The sequence below is a fragment of the Variovorax sp. 20P10.2.4 genome (assembly GCF_058244205.1).
The window spans coordinates 1-17079 of the sequence record NZ_JBZAYE010000102.1; the positions used below are offsets into that span (position 1 = coordinate 1).

Sequence of the window (17079 nt, forward strand, 5' to 3'; positions counted from 1 at the left end):
CCGCGCGCGAAGTGCAGCAGCGCGATGAACAACACCGCGAAAGCCACCGCCTCGAGCTGGCCGGCGCGCTGGGTGATCAGCGGCAGCACGTCCTGCAGCCCGTTCTTGAGCACCAGCACCAGGCCCGCGCCCACCAGCGCGCCAACCAGGCTGCCGAGACCGCCGGCCACCGCCATCAGCAGGTACTCGATGCTCGCGCGCACGTCGAAGGGCGAAGGGCTCACGAAGCGGTTCATGTGCGCGTAGAGCCAGCCCGCGAGCCCGGCGAACAGCGCCGCCGTCACGAACAGCGACAGCCGCACGCGGTAGGCATCGGCACCCACGCTCGCCAGCAGGGTCGCGCCGCCGCGCAGGCTGCGGATCGCGCGGCCGGGGCGCGAGCGCAGCAGGTTGTGGCTGAACAGGAAGGCCAGTCCGACGATCGCCCAGATCAGGTAATACATCGCGCGCGGATCGGCCAGCGACCAGCCGCCGATGAACAGCGGCGGGATGTTCGACAGCCCGGTGTGGCGGCCCAGCGCATCGACGTTGCCGAACAGCATGGCGATCGACAGCCCCCAGGCGATGGTCGACAGCGGCAGGAAGTGCCCGCCCAGGCGCAGCGTGAGCAGCCCGATGGCCAGCGCCGAGAGGCCGGTCAGCAGCAGCGCGAACAGCAGGCCGATCCACGGCGAATAGCCCTGCGTGGTGCTGAGCCAGGCCGTGGCGTAGGCCGCGATGCCGACGAAGGCCGCCTGCCCGAAGGAGGTGGCGCCGCCCACGCCCGTGAGCAGCACCAGTCCCAGCGCGACCAGCGCGCCGATGCCGATGTCGTTGAGCAGCGAGACCGTGAAGCTGCCGAACAGCGCCGGCACCACGGCCAGCGCGGCGATCACCACGGCGCAGAGGATCAGTGGGCGGCGGCTCATTGGTCCACCTCCTCTTCTTCCTCTTCCACGTGCCGCGCCATGAACGAGCGCAGCATCAGCACCGGGATCAACAGGCTGAACACGATCACGTCCTTGAGCGCGCCGCTCCAGAACGAGGCGAAGCTCTCGACCACGCCGACCGCCAGCGCGCCGATGGCGGTCATCGGGTAGCTCACGAGCCCGCCGATGATGGCCGCCACGAAGGCCTTGAGCCCGATGATGAAGCCCGAGTCGTAGTACATGGTGGTCACCGGCGCGATCAGCACGCCGATCAGCCCCGCCAGCAGCGAGGCGCAACCGTAGGCCAGCAGCGCGGTGCGCGCGGGCCGGATGCCGACCAGCCGCGCGCCGACGCGGTTGACCGCGGTGGCGCGCAGCGCCTTGCCCATCACGGTGCGTTCGAACACCAGGAAGAACAGGCCGCTGAGCACGATCGCCGAGCTCACCATCAGGATCACCTGGCCGCTGACGGTGAAGCCGTCGCCCAGCGTGAGCGTGCCCGAGGCCAGCGGGCTGGTGCGCGAGCCTTCCGGCCCGAAGAACAGCAGGCCCAGGCCCGACAGCAGGAAGTGCAGCGCCAGCGAGACGATCAGCAGCACCAGCACCGAGGCATCGGCGATCGGCTGGAACACCACGCGCGCCAGCAGCGGTGCCACCGGCACCACCAGCAGCACCGACACCGCGAGCTGCACCGGCGCCGGCACGCCGGCACTCGCCGCGGCCCAGGCGATGGCGCAGGGCACCAGCGGCAGCACGCCCCAGGCCAGCACGGCCTTCGGAATGCGCCGCGCCTCGCCGCGCCGCACCAGGCTGCCGACCTCGGTCAGCACGGCCAGCGCCGCGAGCACGGCCACCAGGCCGATGGTCGGCGGCAGCTTGCCGGTCTCGAAGGCCGCCAGCGTCAGCGCGGCGAAGGCCGCGATGTCGCCGAAGGGCACGAAGACCACCCGGGTCACCGAGAAGATCAACACCAGGCCGAGCCCGGCCAGCAGGTAGATGGCCCCGTTGGCCAGCCCGTCGATGCCCAGGATGAGGGCCACGTCCCAGGTCATTGCACAGTCCTTCGCTTCGTCATCGCTCTCGCTTCTCGCTTGCTTTGGGGGTGATGGAGGGTGGGAGCGCCGCGCTTACTGCGCGAGCTTCCACTGGCCCTTGTCGAGCTTGACGATCACGCGCGCGCGCTGGTCCACGCCGTAGAGATCGCCGGGCTTGAAGTTGTAGACGCCGTGCGTGCCCACGACCTCCCTGGTGCTGAAGATCGCGTCGCGCAGCGCGACCCGGAACTCGGGCGTGCCGGCCTCGGCCTTCGTGAGCGCGCGTGCGGCCGCATCGGCGAACACCAGGTAGCCGTCGAAGGAATAGGCCGAGAAGGCGTCGCTGGTGGGCGCGTTGTTGACCTTCTGGAAGATGCTGCGGAACTCCAGGCCGATCTTGCGCGTGGGATGGTCGGCCGGCAGCTGCTCGGCGACGATGATCGGGCCGGTGGGCATCAGCGCGTCCTGGCCGGCGGCACCGACCACGCGCACGAAGTCGGGGTTGATCAGCCCGTGCTGGCCGTACACCTTGCCCTTGAAGCCGCGCTCCTGCAGCGCGAGGAAGGGCAGCGCGCCCGGCGTGCCGGCGCCGCCGGTCATCACGGCCTCGGGCTTCATCGCGAGCAGCTTCAGCACCTGGCCCGTGACCGAGGCGTCGGCGCGCGCATAGCGCTCGTTGCCCAGCACCTGGATGCCGGCGGCCGGCGCGGCCTTCATCAGCGCGGTGTAGACCAGGTCGCCCCAGGCGTCGGAGAAGCCGATGTAGCCGACCGACTTCACGCCGTCCTTCTTCATGCGCTCGACCACCGCGTCGATCATCAGCTGCGTCGGCTGCGCCACCGTCATCACCCAGCCGTTCTCGGCCGGGTCGAGCAGGATCGGCGTGAGCCCGATCATCGGCACCTTGGCATCGCGCCCGACCTGCGCCATCGCGATCGCGGCCGGCACGCCCGAGGTGCCCATCAGCACGTCGACCTTCTCCTCGTCCACCAGCTTGCGCGCATTGCGGCCCGCGGTGGTCGGGTCGGAGCCGTCGTCGAGCACGATCAGCTGCACCTTGCGGCCGCTGATCTCGCCCTTGTAGGCCAGCGCGGCCTGCATGCCCTTGGCATAGGGCACGCCCAGCGAGGAGTTCGGGCCCGACAGCGACACGCTCAAGCCGACCTTGAGGTCGGCCGCGAAGGCGGCGGCGCCGAGGCCGGCGGCCAGCGCGAGCACGGCGGCGTGGCGAAGGGACTGCATCAAGCGGGTCATGTCGAAGCTCCTGGAGGAAAGGTGGGGAGTGGAACGAGGGAGGGAACTAGATGAAAAGCTGGATGGCCGGCAATGCCTGGCCCGGATTGAGCAGGTCGACGCGCTTCTCGCGGATGCGCCAGCCGTCTTCGATGCGAACCAGTCGATGGCGGTAGCTGCCGACGAGCAGCACTTGCGACTCGCCGCGTGCCTCGATGTAGATGAAAGGGGTCCGCAACACGGCCTCGCCGCCTTCGCCGGCCTCCGGCACCGAGCGCTGCAGCACATGCTGGCAATGGCTCGCGGGATGCTGCGAATGCGCGCGCGGGTTCTTCAGCCGGTCGACGCGCAGCTGCAGCAGCAGCCGGTCCTCGCAGGCGATGGCGTTGTGGCTGCGCGCATCGGCCTGCGCCGCGCCGAGCAGCGGCACCCAGTAGAGGCACTCGGCGTCGTACAGCGCGAGCCAGTCGTCGAAGCGGCGCGCGTCGAGCAGCGCGGCCTCTCGCACCACGAGGTCGATGGCATCGTTCATTGAAGTACCTTCGTGCTTCGCACTGCGGTGCGAGCTTGCTTGGGGCGGCCCGGCGCGGCGCTCATGCGCCCTCCCCCTGCTCGCCCATGAACTTCGCCCAGGCGCGGAACTGGTTGCGCATCAGCAGCTCGTTGGTGCCGTTGGTCTCGGCCGTTCCCTGGGCCAGCTCGGCCGGGTCGAAGTCGCGATGCAGGCTCACCCACTCGTTGCCCTCGCCGCGCAGGCCCTTCTGCATGCTCTCGAACAGGTGCACGTCGTCGTGCGCCACCACCGACATCGGCGAGAACACGAGCCGGTTGTAGTTCATCGAGCGCTCCAGCAGCAGCTCGGGCGCGCCCTCGGCGCGGAAGCTCCAGGCCTCGATCAGCGTGCGGTCGGCCGCGAGCGGACGGATCACGCGGATCGCCTGCGGCGAGCCCTTGACCGAGAGGCTCGGGAACAGCACCGAGTTCTGCGGCGAACGCTGCAGGATCTCGGTGGCGCGCTCCTCGCCGTGCGCGGCGCGCATCGCGGCCTCGTACCCTGGCAGCTGGGCGTAGTTCGAGTGGATGCTGAAGTGGATGCCCAGCACGCTGTGGCCGTTGGGATAGACGCGACCGCCCATGCGGTCGAAGAAGTCGTAGCCCGCGCCGAAGGGCAGGATCTGCTCCATCGCCATCGGCTTGGCCGCCTCGGGCTCGGCCGCCGTGATGCCGGCCCACAGGCCCTCGGCCGCGGCGGTGGCCGACTCGTGCGTCGACATCGGATGCACCGTGTCGTTGATGTTCTCGAGGTACATCTTCCAGTTGCAGTGGACGATGTTGCGCAGCACGCCGCCGGCGACCGTGAGCCGGCCCTCGGGCGAGCGGTCGACCATGTTGTCGATGGCATGCAGCACGCCGCCGAAATAGTCCTCGAAGCTCGGACCCTGCGGCGAAAGGCGCACGAACACGAAGTCACGGTAGACCGCGAGGCCCGCCACGGGCGACAGGCCGCGCCCCGACTCGCACTGCGCGAGCCCGGTGTTCTCGTAGCCCGACTTCAGCGGCAGCGCGAGCGGCGCGCCGTCGAGCTTGTAGGTCCAGGCGTGGTAGGGGCAGCGAAAGAACTTGCCCGCGTTGCCGCGCTCATCGCTCACCAGCTGGCTGCCCTTGTGCGCACAGCGGTTGTAGAACACCCGCAGCGCGCCATCGGCCTGCCGCACCATCACCAGCGGCCGGCCCGCGAGCTCGAGCGTGCGGTAGTCGCCGGCCTTGGGCACCTCGCTCGCATGGCCCGCGAACAGCCAGGTGCGCGCGAAGAAGCGCTCCTGCTCGAGCGCGAACAGCTCCTCGCTCAGGTAGACGTCGCGGTGCACGCGCCGGTCCTCGACCAGCGCGCGGATCGCCTCGGGGTGTTCGCGGTAGCGGCTCATGGGGTGCTTCAGCTACGGGCGCTCAGGGCACCAGCTTCCACTGGCCCTTTTCCATGCGCACGATCACCACCGCGCGCTCGTCCGAGCCGTAGCGGTTGTCGGGCTTGAAGTTGTAGATGCCGTGCGTGCCGACCAGCTCCTTGGTGCCGTTGATCGCGTCGCGCAACGAGGTGCGATAGGCCGGCGTGCCCGGCTCGCCCTTGGCGCGCGCCGCGGCGTTGGCCAGCAGCAGGTAGGCGTCGTAGGTGTACGACGAGAAGGCATCGACCGGCGCCGCGCCGTGCGCCTTCTGGTAGGCCGCGCGGAAGTCCATCGACACCTTGCGGATCGGGTTGGCCGCATCGAGCTGCTCGGCCACCAGCACCGGGCCGCTGGGCACCTGCAGGCCTTCGATGGACTTGCCGCCCACGCGCACGAAGTCGGCATTGATCAGGCCGTGCGTGCCGTAGATCTGGCCCTTGTAGCCGCGCTCGGCCAGCGCCAGGTAGGGCAGCGCGCCGGGGGTGCCCGAGTTGCCCGCGAACACCGCCTCGGGCTTGGCCGCCACGATCTTGAGCACCTGCCCGGCCACCGAGGAATCGCTGCGCGCATAGCGCTCGTTCGCCACCACCTTGATGCCGGCCGCGGCCGCGCTCTTCATCAGCGAGTCGTAGGCGAGATCGCCGAGCGCGTCGGAAAAACCGATGAAGGCCACCGACTTCACGCCGGCCTGCTGCATGCGCTTGACCACCGCCGCCACCATCAGCTCGAAGGGCTGCGAGACCGAGACGGTCCACACGTTCTCCGGCCCCGGCAGCGACACCGGCGTGGGCGAGATCAGCGGCGTGCCGAGCTCGCGCGCCACCGCCGCGATCGCCATCGCGCCAGGCACGCCCGAAGTGCCGATCAGCACGTCGACCTTGTCCTCGGTCACCAGCTTGCGCGCGTTGCGCCCGGCGGTGGTGGGATCGGATGCGTCGTCGAGCACGATCAGCTCGACCTTGTGGCCGGCGATGGTCGGCTGCTGCGCGAGCGCGGCGCGGATGCCCTTCTCGTAGGGAATGCCGAGCGCCGAGACCGGGCCCGAGAGCGAGCTGATGACGCCGACCTTGAGGTCGGCGGCGAAGGCCTGGGCCGCGGCGAGCGAGACGGCCGCGAGCGCGGCGATGCGAGCGAGTTTCATGGGTGGGTGGTGTCTTGGGGAGAAAGGAAGGGATGCGCCGCGCGAAGGGCCGTGCTCAGGGCACCAGCTTCCACTGGCCCTTGTCGAGCCGCACCACCACGCGCGAGCGGTCGTCGGAGCCGTAGCGGTTGTCGGGCTTGAAGTTGTAGACCGAGTGCGTGCCCACCAGCTCCTTGGTGCTCACGATGGCGTCGCGCAGCGCGAGGCGGAACTGCGGCGTGCCGGGCTCGGCCTTGGTGGCGAGCGCGCGCTGCGCGGCGTCGAGGTAGATCAGCCAGGCATCGAAGCTGTAGGCCGAGAAGGTGTCGGTGGGCGGCGCGCCGTTGGCCTTCTGGAAGGCGGCGCGGAAGTCGAGCGCGATCTTCTTCATCGGGTTGGTGTCGGGCAGCTGCTCGGCCACCACCACCGGGCCCGTGGGCGCGAGCAGGCCATCGACCGAGGGACCGCCGACGCGGATGAAGTCGGGGTTGATCAGCGAGTGCATGCCGTAGATCTTTCCCTTGTAGCCGCGCTCGGTCAGCGCGAGGTAGGGCAACGCGCCGGGCGTGCCCGAGGCGCCGGTGATGACGGCGTCGGGCCGCAGCGCGACGATCTTGAGCACCTGGCCGGCGACCGAGGAGTCGCTGCGCGCATAGCGCTCGTTGCTCACCACCTTGATGCCGGCCGCGGGCGCGGCCTTGCTGAGCGCGTCGTAGACCAGGTCGCCCCAGGCGTCGGAGTAGCCGATGTAGGCCACGCTCTTCACGCCCGCCTGCTTCATCTTCTCGACCATCGCGCCCATCATCAGCGGCGCGGGCTGCGGCAGCGTCACCATCCATGCGCCCTCCTCGCCCGGCAGGTCGGCGTTGGCGATGGAGATCAGCGGGGTCCTGGTCTCGCGCGCCACGCCGGCGATGGCCAGCGAGCCCGGCGCGCCGGCGGTGCCGATGATGACGTCGACCTTGTCCTCCTCGATCAGCTTGCGCGCGTTGCGCGCGGCGGTCGAGGGATCGGAGGCATCGTCGAGCGCGATCAGCTGCACCTTGCGGCCGCCGACCTCGGACTTGTAGGCCTGCGCGGCCTTGATGCCCTTGTCGTAGGGAATGCCGAGCGAGGACACCGGTCCCGACAGCGAGGTGATGAAACCGACCTTGAGGTCTGCCGCCCAGGCGTTCGATACCGCGAGCGCACCCGCGGCCACGGCGAGGCCCGCGAGGGCACGGATTCGGGTCATGACTGTCATGCTTCTTCTCCTGGAGTGATGGGGGTGGGTGACGGGAACTCGGTGGTGGGGATTCAGAGCGCCAGGCTGCCGACGCTGGTGCCGCCGCAGACGTAGAGCACCTGGCCGGTGACGAAGCTGTTGGCGGGGTCGGCGAAGAAGCGCACGGCGCGCGCCACGTCGGCCGATTCGCCGAGGCGGCGCACCGGCACGCTGGCGGCCAGCGCGCGTTCCTTCTCGCTGCCGGCCTCGACCACGTCGTAGAACATGTCGGTGCGGATCGGCCCGGGCGCGACCACGTTGACGGTGATGCCCTCGGGCGCGAGCTCGAGCGCCCAGGTGCGCGCCATGCCCAGCATGCCGGCCTTGGTGGCCGAATAGCTGGTGCGCGTGGCCAGGCCCAGCGCGGCGCGCGACGACAGCAGCACCACGCGGCCGAAGCGGCGCGCGCGCATCGCGGGCAGCGCGGCCTGCACGAGCTGGATCGCGCAACCGAGGTGCAGGTCGACCAGCGCGTCGAGGTCGGACAGCTGGACCTCGGGCAGCAGCGCGGCGCGAATCACGCCGGCGTTGTGGACCACGGTGGTCACCTCGAAGCGCGACACCAGCTCCTTCGCGGCCTCGGCCGTGGCCGCGCGGTCTGCAAGGTCGACCTCGATGCTGTGCAGCTTCGGATGGTCGATCTCGGCCTTGCGGCGCGCGAGCGAGACGACCTCGTAGCCCTGCTCGAGCAGGTCGAGGCAGATGGCCTTGCCGATGCCGGCGCTGCCGCCGGTGACGACGGCGGTCTTCGGTGCTTCGCTCATGCGTTCGCTCCCACCAGCGCGAGCACCCGCAGCGGGCTGCCGCTGCCCTTCTCGATCTTCAGCGGCGGGCAGATCAGCATCGCGCCCGCGGGCGGCAGCAGGTCGAGGTTGCTCAGGCACTGCAGGCCATAGCGGCCCGCGCCGTGCATGTAGTAGTGGCAGGGGTACGGCGGGCGCAGGTGATAGCCCTGGCCGGCATCGGTGCCGATGGCCTCGGAGCCGAAGCCCAGCACGTCGCGCTGCTCGACCAGGAAGCGCACGGCCTCGGTGCTCGGGCCCGGCGTGTGCTGGCCGGTCTCGTCGAAGTTCTGGTAGGCCTCGGGGTCGTGGCGCTTCGACCAGTCGGTGCGCATCAGCACCCAGGCGCCGGCCGGAATGCGGCCGTGCTTCGCCTCGTAGTCCTCGATGTCCGCGGGCGTGAGCAGGTAGTCGGGGTCGTCCTTGACCTGCGGGGAGCAGTCGATGACGCAGGCCGGCGCCACGAAGTGCTGCACGGGGATGGTGTCGACCGAGTTGTTCGGCAGGTCGCGGCCCGAGATCCAGTGGATCGGCGCATCGAAGTGGGTGCCGGTGTGTTCGCCGCAGGAGAAGTTGTTCCAGTACCAGCCGGGTCCGCGCTCGTCGTACTTCGAGACCTCCTCGATGCGGAACGGCCAGCACTGCCCCATCTCAGGCGGCAGCGCGATCTGCGGGAACTCGGGCGTCAGGGTCTGGGTGAGGTCGATCACGCGGATGCCGCCGCCGGCCAGGGCGCCGGCCAGGCCCGCGAGGATCTGCGCCGGGGTGAGCGTGGGGTTGCTGGTGGTCATCGGGGAGCGCTCCTGTCTCTGTCTGTCTGTCTTCAGCTGCCGCCGGCCGCGAGTTCGCGTTCCAGCACCTTGGGGTTGTCGCGCCAGCGCTCGAGCCACTCCTGCGCCACGTCGCCGGGGTAGACGTCTTCCACGCCGTCGCGCAGCGCCTTCACGATCGCGCTCGCGAGTGCCGGGGCGCCGAGCTTGGGCGGCGGCATGTGCTGGTTCCACTCATCGTCGATCGGGCCCGGGAACACGTTGACGACCCGGATGCCGGCCGGCCGCATCTCGGCCCGCAGGCACTGGGCGAGCGAATAGGCGGCGGCCTTCGATGCGCTGAAGGTGCCGTGCGCCGGGTAGTTGCTCAGCGCGTAGATCGACAGCAAGTTGACCCAGGCGGTGGCACCGGTGGCGCCATCGGCCGAACGGCCCTTGAGCGCGGGACCGAACTCCTGCGCCAGCCGCAGCGCGCCGAAGTAGTTGATGTCCATCTCGGCCTTGGCCACGTCGGTGCCACGCCGCGAGGCGATGCCGAAGGTGCGGTGCACCTCGGCGTTGTTGATGACGATGTCGACCTTGCCGCCGATGGAGCCCGCGAGCTCGGTCACCTGCCGGCCGTTGGTGAGGTCGAGCGGCACCAGCGTGACCTGCGGCAGCGCGCCGATGTCGTCGAGGCCGTCGCCGAGCTTCTTCCAGGGTTCGGCATGGCCGACCCAGACGATGTCGGCGCCGGCCTTCACGAGGGCGCGCACGATCGCCTGCCCGACCTCGGTCTTGCCGTCGGTCACCAGCACCTTGCGGAACTTGGGGTCGCTGGTCATTTCTCTGAGCATCCTGTCGTCGGCCATGTGTGCACTTCCTTGGTTCGGGAATCCGATCAGTACCGCCTGTCCCGCGCGGTCGAGCCGCGCGCCCACCTTGACGCGCGAGGGCGCCTCGCCGACCTCGCCGTGCAGGTGCACCATCAGCGTAGGGCCGGCATCGAGGTGCACCAGGCCCAGCCGCCAGGGCAGGCGCTCGCGGAAGAACAGGTCGTTGCTGTGATGCAGCGTGGTGCTGCTCAGCAGCTCGCCCTCGCCGTCCTGCTCGCGCCAGGCGAGGTGCGGCGACAGGCACTTGTGGCAGGCCGCGCGCGGCGGGTACTGCACGGTGCCGCAGTCCTCGCAGGTCTGCAGCTCGAAGCGGCCCTCGGCCGCGGCGGCGGTGATGCCCAGCGCGATGCGGCCGCGCTGCCAGGGCGGCAGGTTCATCTGCCGCGTGCGCAGCACGGGGTTCTTGCGCGGAGGGCGCATGAGGGGCATGGTCATTGGCTTCTCCCCAGGAGGACGGCGCCGGTGCACAGGCAGCGGTCGTAGGTCACCATGCCGAAGCCGGCCACGAGGCCCAGCTTGGCGTCGGGCACGCGGCGCGCGCCCGCGGTGTCGGTGAGCTGGCGGATGGTCTCGGTCATGCCGAGGAAGCCGCCCGCGGCACCGGCCTGGCCCGCGGACAGCTGGCCGCCGCTGGTGTTGTTGGGAAAGCTGCCTTCGCAGGTCATGGTGTGCGAGCGCACGAAGGCCGGGCCCTCGCCCTTCTCGCAGAAGCCCAGGTCCTCGAACTGCATCATGGCGATCACGGGGTAGTCGTCGTAGGTCTGGATGAAGTCGACCTGCGCGGGCGCGGCGCCGGCCTGGGCATAGAGGTCGTCGCGGTCGCGGCGCCAGCCGCCCTGCACCATCACCGGATCTTCCGAATAGGCGTTGTGGCGCTCGATGGCGCCGCGGATCGCGACGTGCGCAAGGCCGAGGTCGCGCGCACGCTCCTCGCTCATCACGAGGAAGGCCTCGGCCCCCGCGCAGGGCATGACGCAGTCGAACAGGTGCAAGGGCTCGGCGATGGGCCGCGCGTCCATGTACTCGTCGAGCGTGAGCGGCTTCTTGAACATGGCGTTGGGATTGCGCAGCGCATTGGCGCGCTGGTCCACCGCGATGCGGCCGAAGTCCTCGCGCTTCGCACCGAAGCGCCGCATGTAGTGCGCGGTGATCATCGCGAAGATCGAATTGGGCCCGCCCGATCCATAGGGATAGGTGGCATCGCGCGCGAAGTTGCTGAAGCTGCCGAGGGTCTGGCGGAAGGAGTCGACATGGTTGGTGTCGGCCGCCACGCAGGCCACGACATCGGCATCGCCGCTCTGCACCGCGCGCGCGGCACGGCGCAGGCACATCACGCCCGAGGCGCCACCCGTCGGTACGTGGTCGAGCCAGCGTGGCGAGAGGCCCAGGTGCTGGGTGACGCCTACTGCGGTGTCTGGGGCCAATGAGAAGCTGCTGATGCAGAGGCCGTCTATTGCGTCTTTCTCGATTCCGCTGTCTTTGACGAGGGCCTCAATCGCCTGGCCCAGGAACCAGTGCGCTGTGAGCGTGGAGTAGCGTTGGTAGGGCACCGTGACGGGGACCGCTACGGCTACGCCTTCGTAGGATTGGCGGTGGGTCATTGTTTGGGCTCCACTTTGTTCGGCCGGGGGCGCGTGCACAGGACAGCGGGTACTTCCCTCCGCGAATGTCCCCCGCCTTCGGCTCCTCCTTTATTTCGCTGCGGGAAGCACCCACTGCCCTGTGCACGTGGGCGCAGTCGTTGTGCGGGCCGGTTCAACCGCCCTGCCCCAAGCTCACGTCGATGGGGTACTCCCCGCAGCGAAATAAAGGAGGAGCCCGAAGGGCGGGGGACATTCGCGGAGGGGAGTACCCCGTCGGCGTGAGCCCGTCCCGAACGAATCAAGCGCATGTCCATCACCCCTGCCTCTTCTTCAACCCACGCGTATCGATGCAATGCACCTGCCCAGGCAAACCCTGGGCCAGCACACGCAACTCCCCGCGCTGGATCTTTTGAGAAGCCGTGAGCGGCAAGGCATCGACGAACGCCACATAACCAGGCGCCTTGTAATAGGCGAGCTGATCGAGCGCATGCGCCACGATGCTCAGCGCCACGGCGGAGCGCGCATCCTCATTCACCGCCTCGTGCAGCACGATGCAGGCCAGCACCTCGTCGCCACGCACCGTATCGGGCGTCGCGGCCACGGCCGAGCTCTTCACCGCCGGATGCTGGTTCAGCACGCTCTCGACCTCCACCGCCGAGATGTTCTCGCCGCTGCGGCGGATCACGTTCTTCTTGCGGTCGACGAAGCAGAGGCTGCCGTCGGATTCGCGGCGCACCATGTCGCCCGTGTGGAACCAGCCATCGGCCCAGGCCTCCTGGGTCGCGGCCTCGTCCTTGAGATAGCCCGAGAAGAAATAGCGGCGCGGATCGGGACCCGCGCTGCGCACCAGCAGTTCGCCCGGCGTGCCCACCGGCACGTCCGCGCCGGCTTCGTCGACCAGCCGCAGCTCCACGAAATCCTCGGGCCGGCCGAAGCAGCTCGTGCCGATGTGGCGCGGCTCATGGTTCGCCATCACGCAGGCGGCGGCGCCCGTCTCCGTCATGGCCCAGGCCTCGACCAGCGGGAAGCCGAAGCGTTCCTCGAACACGCCATGGTTGCGCCGGTCCACGCCCGCGCCGAAGGCCCAGCGCACCGCGTGCTTGCGGTCGGAGGGCGACGCGGGCGCGGCCAGCAGCATCGCGGGCATCACGCCGAGGTAGTGGACGATGGTCGCGCCGGTCTCGCGCACGCTGTGCAGCCAGCTCTTCGGATGGAAGCGGTCGAGCTGGATCAGGCAGCCGCCGGCCACCAGGATCACCATGGTCGAGAAGGCCATCGCGTTCACGTGGTTGAGCGGCAGCGGCGTGATGATCCGCTCGCGGTCGCGCCGCACCTCGCACACGCCGTCGAGCCCCGCATACCACTCGCCCGCGCGGATGAAGTACTCGTTGCCCAGCATGCAGCCCTTGGGGCGCCCGGTGGTGCCCGAGGTGTAGAGCAGCGCGCATTCGGTGTTCGGGCCGACGGGTTCGTGCGCGCGCGGTGCGCGGCCGCGGGCCGGCGGCACTTCGAGGTCCGAGGCCTGCATCACGTCGAGCGTGGCACCTTCGCGCTGCGCCGCCGCGCGCAGATCGTCGGCGCGCTGCGGCAGGCTCACCGCGAGCTCGATCCCGCTGTGGCCGATCAGGTAGGCCAGCTCGGCCGCGCGCATCTCGGCATTGATCGGCACCACGCTCACGCCGAGTGCATTGAGCGCGAACCAGTGGTACAGGAAGGCCGGCCGGTTCTCGAGCAGCAGCCCGACGCGGTGGCCATGGCCGTAGCCCGCGCGTGCATAGGCCTCGCGCAGCCGGTCGACCTCGGCCGCGGCCTCGCGCCAGCGGATGCTGCCGGCCTCGATGCCATAGCTCGCGGCCGTGACCGGCTCGACGCACAGGAATTCGGCCTCGGGCGTGCGCGCCGCCGAGGCGGCGAAGGCGGCATGGACGGTGGGATGCGTCATCGCGGTGTCCGTCCGTTCAGATAAAGAGCTGCACCGCGGGCAGTGCCGCGTCGCAGTTCAGCAGGTTCACGCGCTTGAGCGTCATGCGCAGCGCGCCGTCCTGCCACAGCAGGTGATGGAAGAAGGTGCCGACGTAGAACTGCAGTTCGTCGCCCTGGCACTCGGTGTAGTGGAACTCCGTACGCACCACGTAGCGGTTGGCAGCCTCGTCGAACTCCTCGACCGTGGGTGCCTGCAGCAGGTGGTGGCAGCGGCTCGGCGGCTGCTGCGAGAAGGCGCGCGGGCTCTTCAGGCGCTCGATGCGCAGCTCGCGCAGCAGCTTGTCCTCGTACATGTGCGAGGTGTGGTTGATGCCGTCCTCCTGGTCGGGAATCAGCGGCACCCAGTAGAAGGCCTCGTCGGTGAAGAGCGCATTCCACTCCTCGTAGCGCTTGGCGTCGAGCAGGCGGCACTCGCGCACCACGAAGTCGACCAGCTGCTGGTGCGTGACGGCGGCGCTCATCACATCGTCTCCGTCATGTAGCGCGCCCAGCTGCGGTACTGGTTGCGCATCGGCAGCTCGCTGGTGCCGACGGTGGTGGCCTCGCCGCTGCGCTCGGCCTCGCCGTCCTCGAAGTTGCGGTGCAGGCTCACCCACTCGTTGCCGCTGGCATGCAGGCCGGCCTGCATGCCGCGGTAGGCCTGCAGGTCGTCGTGCCCCACCACCGAGAACGGCGAGTTGATGAGCCGGCTGTACATGGTGGTGCGCTGCAGCAGCTCGGGCGGCGCGCCCTTGAGGCGGAAGGTCCAGCTCTCGACGATCGACATGCCGGCCGACACCGGCTTGACCACGCGGATCGCCTGGATCGCGCCCTTGATCGTGAGGTTCGGGTAGTAGACCGTGTTGTGGCGCGCCATGCCGAGGATCTGCGCGGTGCGCTCCTCGCCGTAGCGGGCCTTCATCGCGTCGTCGTACGCGGAGATCGCCTTGTACTTGCTGTGGATGCTGAAGTTGACGCCCGTGAAGCTGTGGCCGTTGTCGTAGGTGCGAACGCCCATGTCCTCGAAGAACTTGTAGTCCGACATGAAGGGCACGAACTGCTCGATCGCCATCGGCTTGGGCTCGTCGGCGGGCTTGCCGGCCCACATGGTCTTGGCGGTGCCGGCCGAGGACTCGTGCGCCACCATCGGATGCATGGTGTCGTTGAGGTTCTCGACGAACATCTTCCAGTTGCACTGGTGCGTGAAGCGCAGGCAGCCGCCGGCGATCTCGAGCTCGCCCTCGGGCGAGCGGTCGGCCATGTTGTCGATCGAGCTCAGCGAGTCGCCGAAGTACTCCTCGAACGAGGGGCCGACGTCGTTGATCTTCACGAAGACGAAGCCGCGGTAGCTGCGCACGCCCGCCACCGGCACCAGGCCCTTGGAAGCCTCGCAGTCGTGCAGCTGCGTGCCCTCGTAGCCGTTCTTCAGCGGGATCGACAGCAGCGAGCCGTCGGTCTTGAAGGTCCAGGCGTGATACGGGCAGCGGAAGAACTTGCCGGTGTTGCCGCAGGGCGCGCTCACCAGCCGCGAACCCTTGTGGGCGCAGCGGTTCATCAGCACGCGCACGCTGCCGTCGGCATGGCGCACCACGATCAGCGGCCGGCCCGCGATCTCGTTGGTGATGTAGTCGCCGGGCTTGGGCAACTGGCTCTCGTGGCCGACGTAGTTCCAGGTGTTGGCGAAGAAGTGCTCCTGCTCGAGCGCGAAGATCTCCTCGCTGATGTAGAGGTCGCGGTGCACGCGGTCGGGCCGCACCAGCGCGCGGACCGCGTCGGGATTGCCTCGGTAGCTGGTCATGCGTGGACTCCTTGGGTTCAGAGGTCGAGCACCAGCCGCTGGCCCTTGGCGCGGGAGATGCAGATCTGGATCACGTTGCCCGCGGCCTTCTCGCGTGCCGTGAGCACGTAGTCGCGGTGGTCGATCTCGCCGTCGATCACGGGCACGGCGCACACGCCGCATTCGCCGCGCTTGCAGTCGAACATCGGGTCGCAGCCGTGCTCGATCAGGCAGTCGAGGATGCTCTGGTCGGCCGGCACGGTGAAGCGCTGGCCCGACATGGCGAGCTCGACCTCGAAGGCATGGTCGCCCTCCTCCACCACGGGCGCGGTGAAGAGCTCGAAGTGCACGCGGTCGCTGTTCCATCCGCGCGCCTGGGTCTGGGCCAGCACCGCGTCGAGCATGGGCTTGGGGCCGCAGACATAGAGCTGGTCGGCCGGGTCGCAGCGCGCGAGCAGCGCGCCCACGTCGAAGGGCGCGCCCTTCGACTCGTCGTCGTGCAGCAGCAGGTCGGTGCCCAGCAGCTCGCCGAGTTCGGGCAGGAAGGCCATCAGCGCGCGGCTGCGGCCCGCGTAATGCAGTTCCACCGGCAGGCCCTGCGCGCGGCGGTGCGCGGCCATGCTCGCGAGCGGCGTGATGCCGATGCCGCCGGCCAGCAGCACCGCGCGGCCCGTGCCGGCGTGCAGCGGAAAATCGTTCTTCGGCGGCTCGGCCTCGATGGTGTCGCCCTCGCGCAGCCGCTCGTGCATGAAGCGCGAGCCGCCGCGGCCCGCGGCCTCCTTGCGCACCGCGATCAGGTACTCGGCCGGTGCCGGCTGGCCGCCCGCCGCGAAGTCGATCAGCGAATAGTGGCGCCAGTCCGACTGGCCGTGGCCGAGGTCGACGCGCACGCGGATGTGGGCGCCGGCCTCGAAGCCCGGCAGCGCGGCGCCATCGTCGGCGCGCAGGCGGAACAGCCGGACCAGCGGATTGAGTTCGCGCGCTTCGGCGACGCGCAGGCGAAGGGTCGTGGGATCGGAGGCCATGGGTGTCGTCTCTTCTTCGTCGTTCAGGCCAGTGCGTGGCGTACCAGCGCCGCCTGCAGCTGGTGGCCGTGCTCGTCGGCCAGCGCGGCATTGCGCAGCTCGCGCAAGGTGGCCGGCGCGAGCGCATCGCCGGCGCGGCGCAGGGCCGCCATCACGGTGTCGTAGTTGCGCAGGCCGCGTTCGTGCGTGTCGCTGTAGCCCTTGACCAGCCGCTGGCACTGCGCGACCTCGATCGCGAGCTCGGTGTTGCGCGCGGCGGTGGCGGCGATCTCGGCCAGCCAGGCCTCGATGCGCCGGTTCTCGTCCGCGTAGCGCAGCGTGGAACGGCGCCAGCGGCCCATGCCGGCCACGGTGGACAGCAGCAGGTAGCCATGCAGCGAGCTGGTCTGCACCACGCGGCCCTTGCGCGTGAAGCGTTCGACCAGGCCGCGCGCCCAGCCGGTGCGCATGAGCCAGCGGCCCAGGCCCGCGGGCAGGGTCTCGCAGATCTCCTGCAGCCGCGGATGCATGTACTCGTGGATCGCGAGCAGCTGGTCGGCCTGCACGCGCGACTCGTCGCGCACGCGGTCGAAGCGGGTCGCGCGGATCTTGAGCGAGGCCACGCGCGCCGTGTCTTCATAGGACATCCACAGCGCCAGGTGGCGCGCCGCGACCTCGAGCAGCGCAGGACTGCCGAGCGACTGCAGCGCGGCGGCGCGGTCGAGGTAGAGGCCCGCATAGGCCGGATCCTGGTAGTCGATGAGGCGGCGCACGCCCTCGAGCAGCAGCGCATGCTGCGCCGGCGCGAAATCCTTCTGCAC

Annotated in this window: 16 protein-coding genes; all 16 read right to left on the minus strand. The window is 69.7% G+C overall.

Translation table 11 applies throughout. The features are described from left to right. On the minus strand, window positions 1-908 hold a 908-nt coding region (locus AC27VN_RS12705), incomplete at its 3' end, for a branched-chain amino acid ABC transporter permease (protein ID WP_490876771.1). Further along, complete coding sequence (locus AC27VN_RS12710; RefSeq protein WP_203204956.1) at window positions 905-1960, minus strand: branched-chain amino acid ABC transporter permease; 1056 nt, start codon at window positions 1958-1960, stop codon at window positions 905-907. The genes AC27VN_RS12710 and AC27VN_RS12705, both read right to left, overlap by 4 nt. 75 nt (window positions 1961-2035) lie before the next feature. Beyond that, window positions 2036-3196: an ABC transporter substrate-binding protein gene (locus tag AC27VN_RS12715; protein ID WP_490876772.1), complete on the minus strand. Its 1161-nt coding sequence runs from the start codon at window positions 3194-3196 to the stop codon at window positions 2036-2038. Window positions 3197-3242: 46 nt separating this feature from the next. Then, complete coding sequence (locus AC27VN_RS12720; protein ID WP_490876773.1) at window positions 3243-3707, minus strand: aromatic-ring-hydroxylating dioxygenase subunit beta; 465 nt, start codon at window positions 3705-3707, stop codon at window positions 3243-3245. A 61-nt stretch (window positions 3708-3768) separates the two neighbouring features. Further along, window positions 3769-5100: an aromatic ring-hydroxylating dioxygenase subunit alpha gene (locus AC27VN_RS12725; protein WP_296730520.1), complete on the minus strand. Its 1332-nt coding sequence runs from the start codon at window positions 5098-5100 to the stop codon at window positions 3769-3771. 22 nt (window positions 5101-5122) lie between these two features. Further along, entirely contained in the window at window positions 5123-6262 is a 1140-nt protein-coding gene (locus tag AC27VN_RS12730) for an ABC transporter substrate-binding protein (protein WP_093348966.1), read from the minus strand. Window positions 6263-6317: 55 nt separating this feature from the next. Next, window positions 6318-7484 (minus strand): ABC transporter substrate-binding protein, encoded by a 1167-nt coding sequence (locus AC27VN_RS12735; protein ID WP_296781595.1) that lies wholly within the window; start codon window positions 7482-7484, stop codon window positions 6318-6320. Window positions 7485-7537: 53 nt separating this feature from the next. Further along, window positions 7538-8269, minus strand: a complete 732-nt coding sequence (locus tag AC27VN_RS12740; protein WP_209541227.1) for an SDR family oxidoreductase — start codon at window positions 8267-8269, stop codon at window positions 7538-7540. Next, the gene (locus AC27VN_RS12745) at window positions 8266-9078 is read right to left on the minus strand and encodes a cyclase family protein (protein WP_395348415.1); all 813 of its coding nucleotides are present in this window, start codon (window positions 9076-9078) and stop codon (window positions 8266-8268) included. The genes AC27VN_RS12740 and AC27VN_RS12745 overlap by 4 nt, the downstream gene beginning before the upstream one ends. Window positions 9079-9110: 32 nt before the next feature. After that, a complete protein-coding gene (locus tag AC27VN_RS12750; protein ID WP_203204949.1) occupies window positions 9111-10367 on the minus strand; it encodes an SDR family NAD(P)-dependent oxidoreductase in 1257 nt (418 codons plus the stop codon). Further along, window positions 10364-11533, minus strand: coding sequence for a thiolase family protein (locus tag AC27VN_RS12755; protein ID WP_490876774.1), 1170 nt, complete (start codon window positions 11531-11533; stop codon window positions 10364-10366). The genes AC27VN_RS12750 and AC27VN_RS12755 overlap by 4 nt, the downstream gene beginning before the upstream one ends. Window positions 11534-11828: 295 nt before the next feature. After that, window positions 11829-13457 carry an AMP-binding protein gene (locus AC27VN_RS12760; RefSeq protein WP_490876775.1) on the minus strand — a complete coding sequence of 543 codons (1629 nt, stop codon included), beginning with the start codon at window positions 13455-13457 and terminating at the stop codon, window positions 11829-11831. A gap of 16 nt (window positions 13458-13473) precedes the next feature. Further along, window positions 13474-13959, minus strand: a complete 486-nt coding sequence (locus AC27VN_RS12765; RefSeq protein WP_093348946.1) for an aromatic-ring-hydroxylating dioxygenase subunit beta — start codon at window positions 13957-13959, stop codon at window positions 13474-13476. Further along, on the minus strand, window positions 13959-15275 hold the full coding sequence (locus AC27VN_RS12770; protein ID WP_490876776.1) for an aromatic ring-hydroxylating dioxygenase subunit alpha: 1317 nt from the start codon (window positions 15273-15275) through the stop codon (window positions 13959-13961). Before AC27VN_RS12770 ends, AC27VN_RS12765 begins: the two co-directional genes overlap by 1 nt. Window positions 15276-15292: 17 nt before the next feature. Continuing rightward, window positions 15293-16279, minus strand: coding sequence for a PDR/VanB family oxidoreductase (locus tag AC27VN_RS12775; protein ID WP_490876777.1), 987 nt, complete (start codon window positions 16277-16279; stop codon window positions 15293-15295). 23 nt (window positions 16280-16302) lie between these two features. Beyond that, window positions 16303-17079, minus strand: a 777-nt coding sequence (locus AC27VN_RS12780; protein ID WP_490876778.1) for a DUF6537 domain-containing protein, incomplete at its 5' end; no start/stop codon positions are given.

Coding starts and splice junctions, on each gene's coding strand:
- AC27VN_RS12770 (WP_490876776.1), bottom strand. CDS start 15,275: ATGACCAGCTACCGAGGCAATCCCGACGCGGTCCGCGCGCTGGTGCGG.
- AC27VN_RS12760 (WP_490876775.1), bottom strand. CDS start 13,457: ATGACGCATCCCACCGTCCATGCCGCCTTCGCCGCCTCGGCGGCGCGC.
- AC27VN_RS12710 (WP_203204956.1), bottom strand. CDS start 1,960: ATGACCTGGGACGTGGCCCTCATCCTGGGCATCGACGGGCTGGCCAAC.
- AC27VN_RS12720 (WP_490876773.1), bottom strand. CDS start 3,707: ATGAACGATGCCATCGACCTCGTGGTGCGAGAGGCCGCGCTGCTCGAC.
- AC27VN_RS12715 (WP_490876772.1), bottom strand. CDS start 3,196: ATGACCCGCTTGATGCAGTCCCTTCGCCACGCCGCCGTGCTCGCGCTG.
- AC27VN_RS12750 (WP_203204949.1), bottom strand. CDS start 10,367: ATGACCATGCCCCTCATGCGCCCTCCGCGCAAGAACCCCGTGCTGCGC.
- AC27VN_RS12725 (WP_296730520.1), bottom strand. CDS start 5,100: ATGAGCCGCTACCGCGAACACCCCGAGGCGATCCGCGCGCTGGTCGAG.
- AC27VN_RS12745 (WP_395348415.1), bottom strand. CDS start 9,078: ATGACCACCAGCAACCCCACGCTCACCCCGGCGCAGATCCTCGCGGGC.
- AC27VN_RS12755 (WP_490876774.1), bottom strand. CDS start 11,533: ATGACCCACCGCCAATCCTACGAAGGCGTAGCCGTAGCGGTCCCCGTC.
- AC27VN_RS12740 (WP_209541227.1), bottom strand. CDS start 8,269: ATGAGCGAAGCACCGAAGACCGCCGTCGTCACCGGCGGCAGCGCCGGC.
- AC27VN_RS12730 (WP_093348966.1), bottom strand. CDS start 6,262: ATGAAACTCGCTCGCATCGCCGCGCTCGCGGCCGTCTCGCTCGCCGCG.
- AC27VN_RS12735 (WP_296781595.1), bottom strand. CDS start 7,484: ATGACAGTCATGACCCGAATCCGTGCCCTCGCGGGCCTCGCCGTGGCC.
- AC27VN_RS12775 (WP_490876777.1), bottom strand. CDS start 16,279: ATGGCCTCCGATCCCACGACCCTTCGCCTGCGCGTCGCCGAAGCGCGC.
- AC27VN_RS12765 (WP_093348946.1), bottom strand. CDS start 13,959: ATGAGCGCCGCCGTCACGCACCAGCAGCTGGTCGACTTCGTGGTGCGC.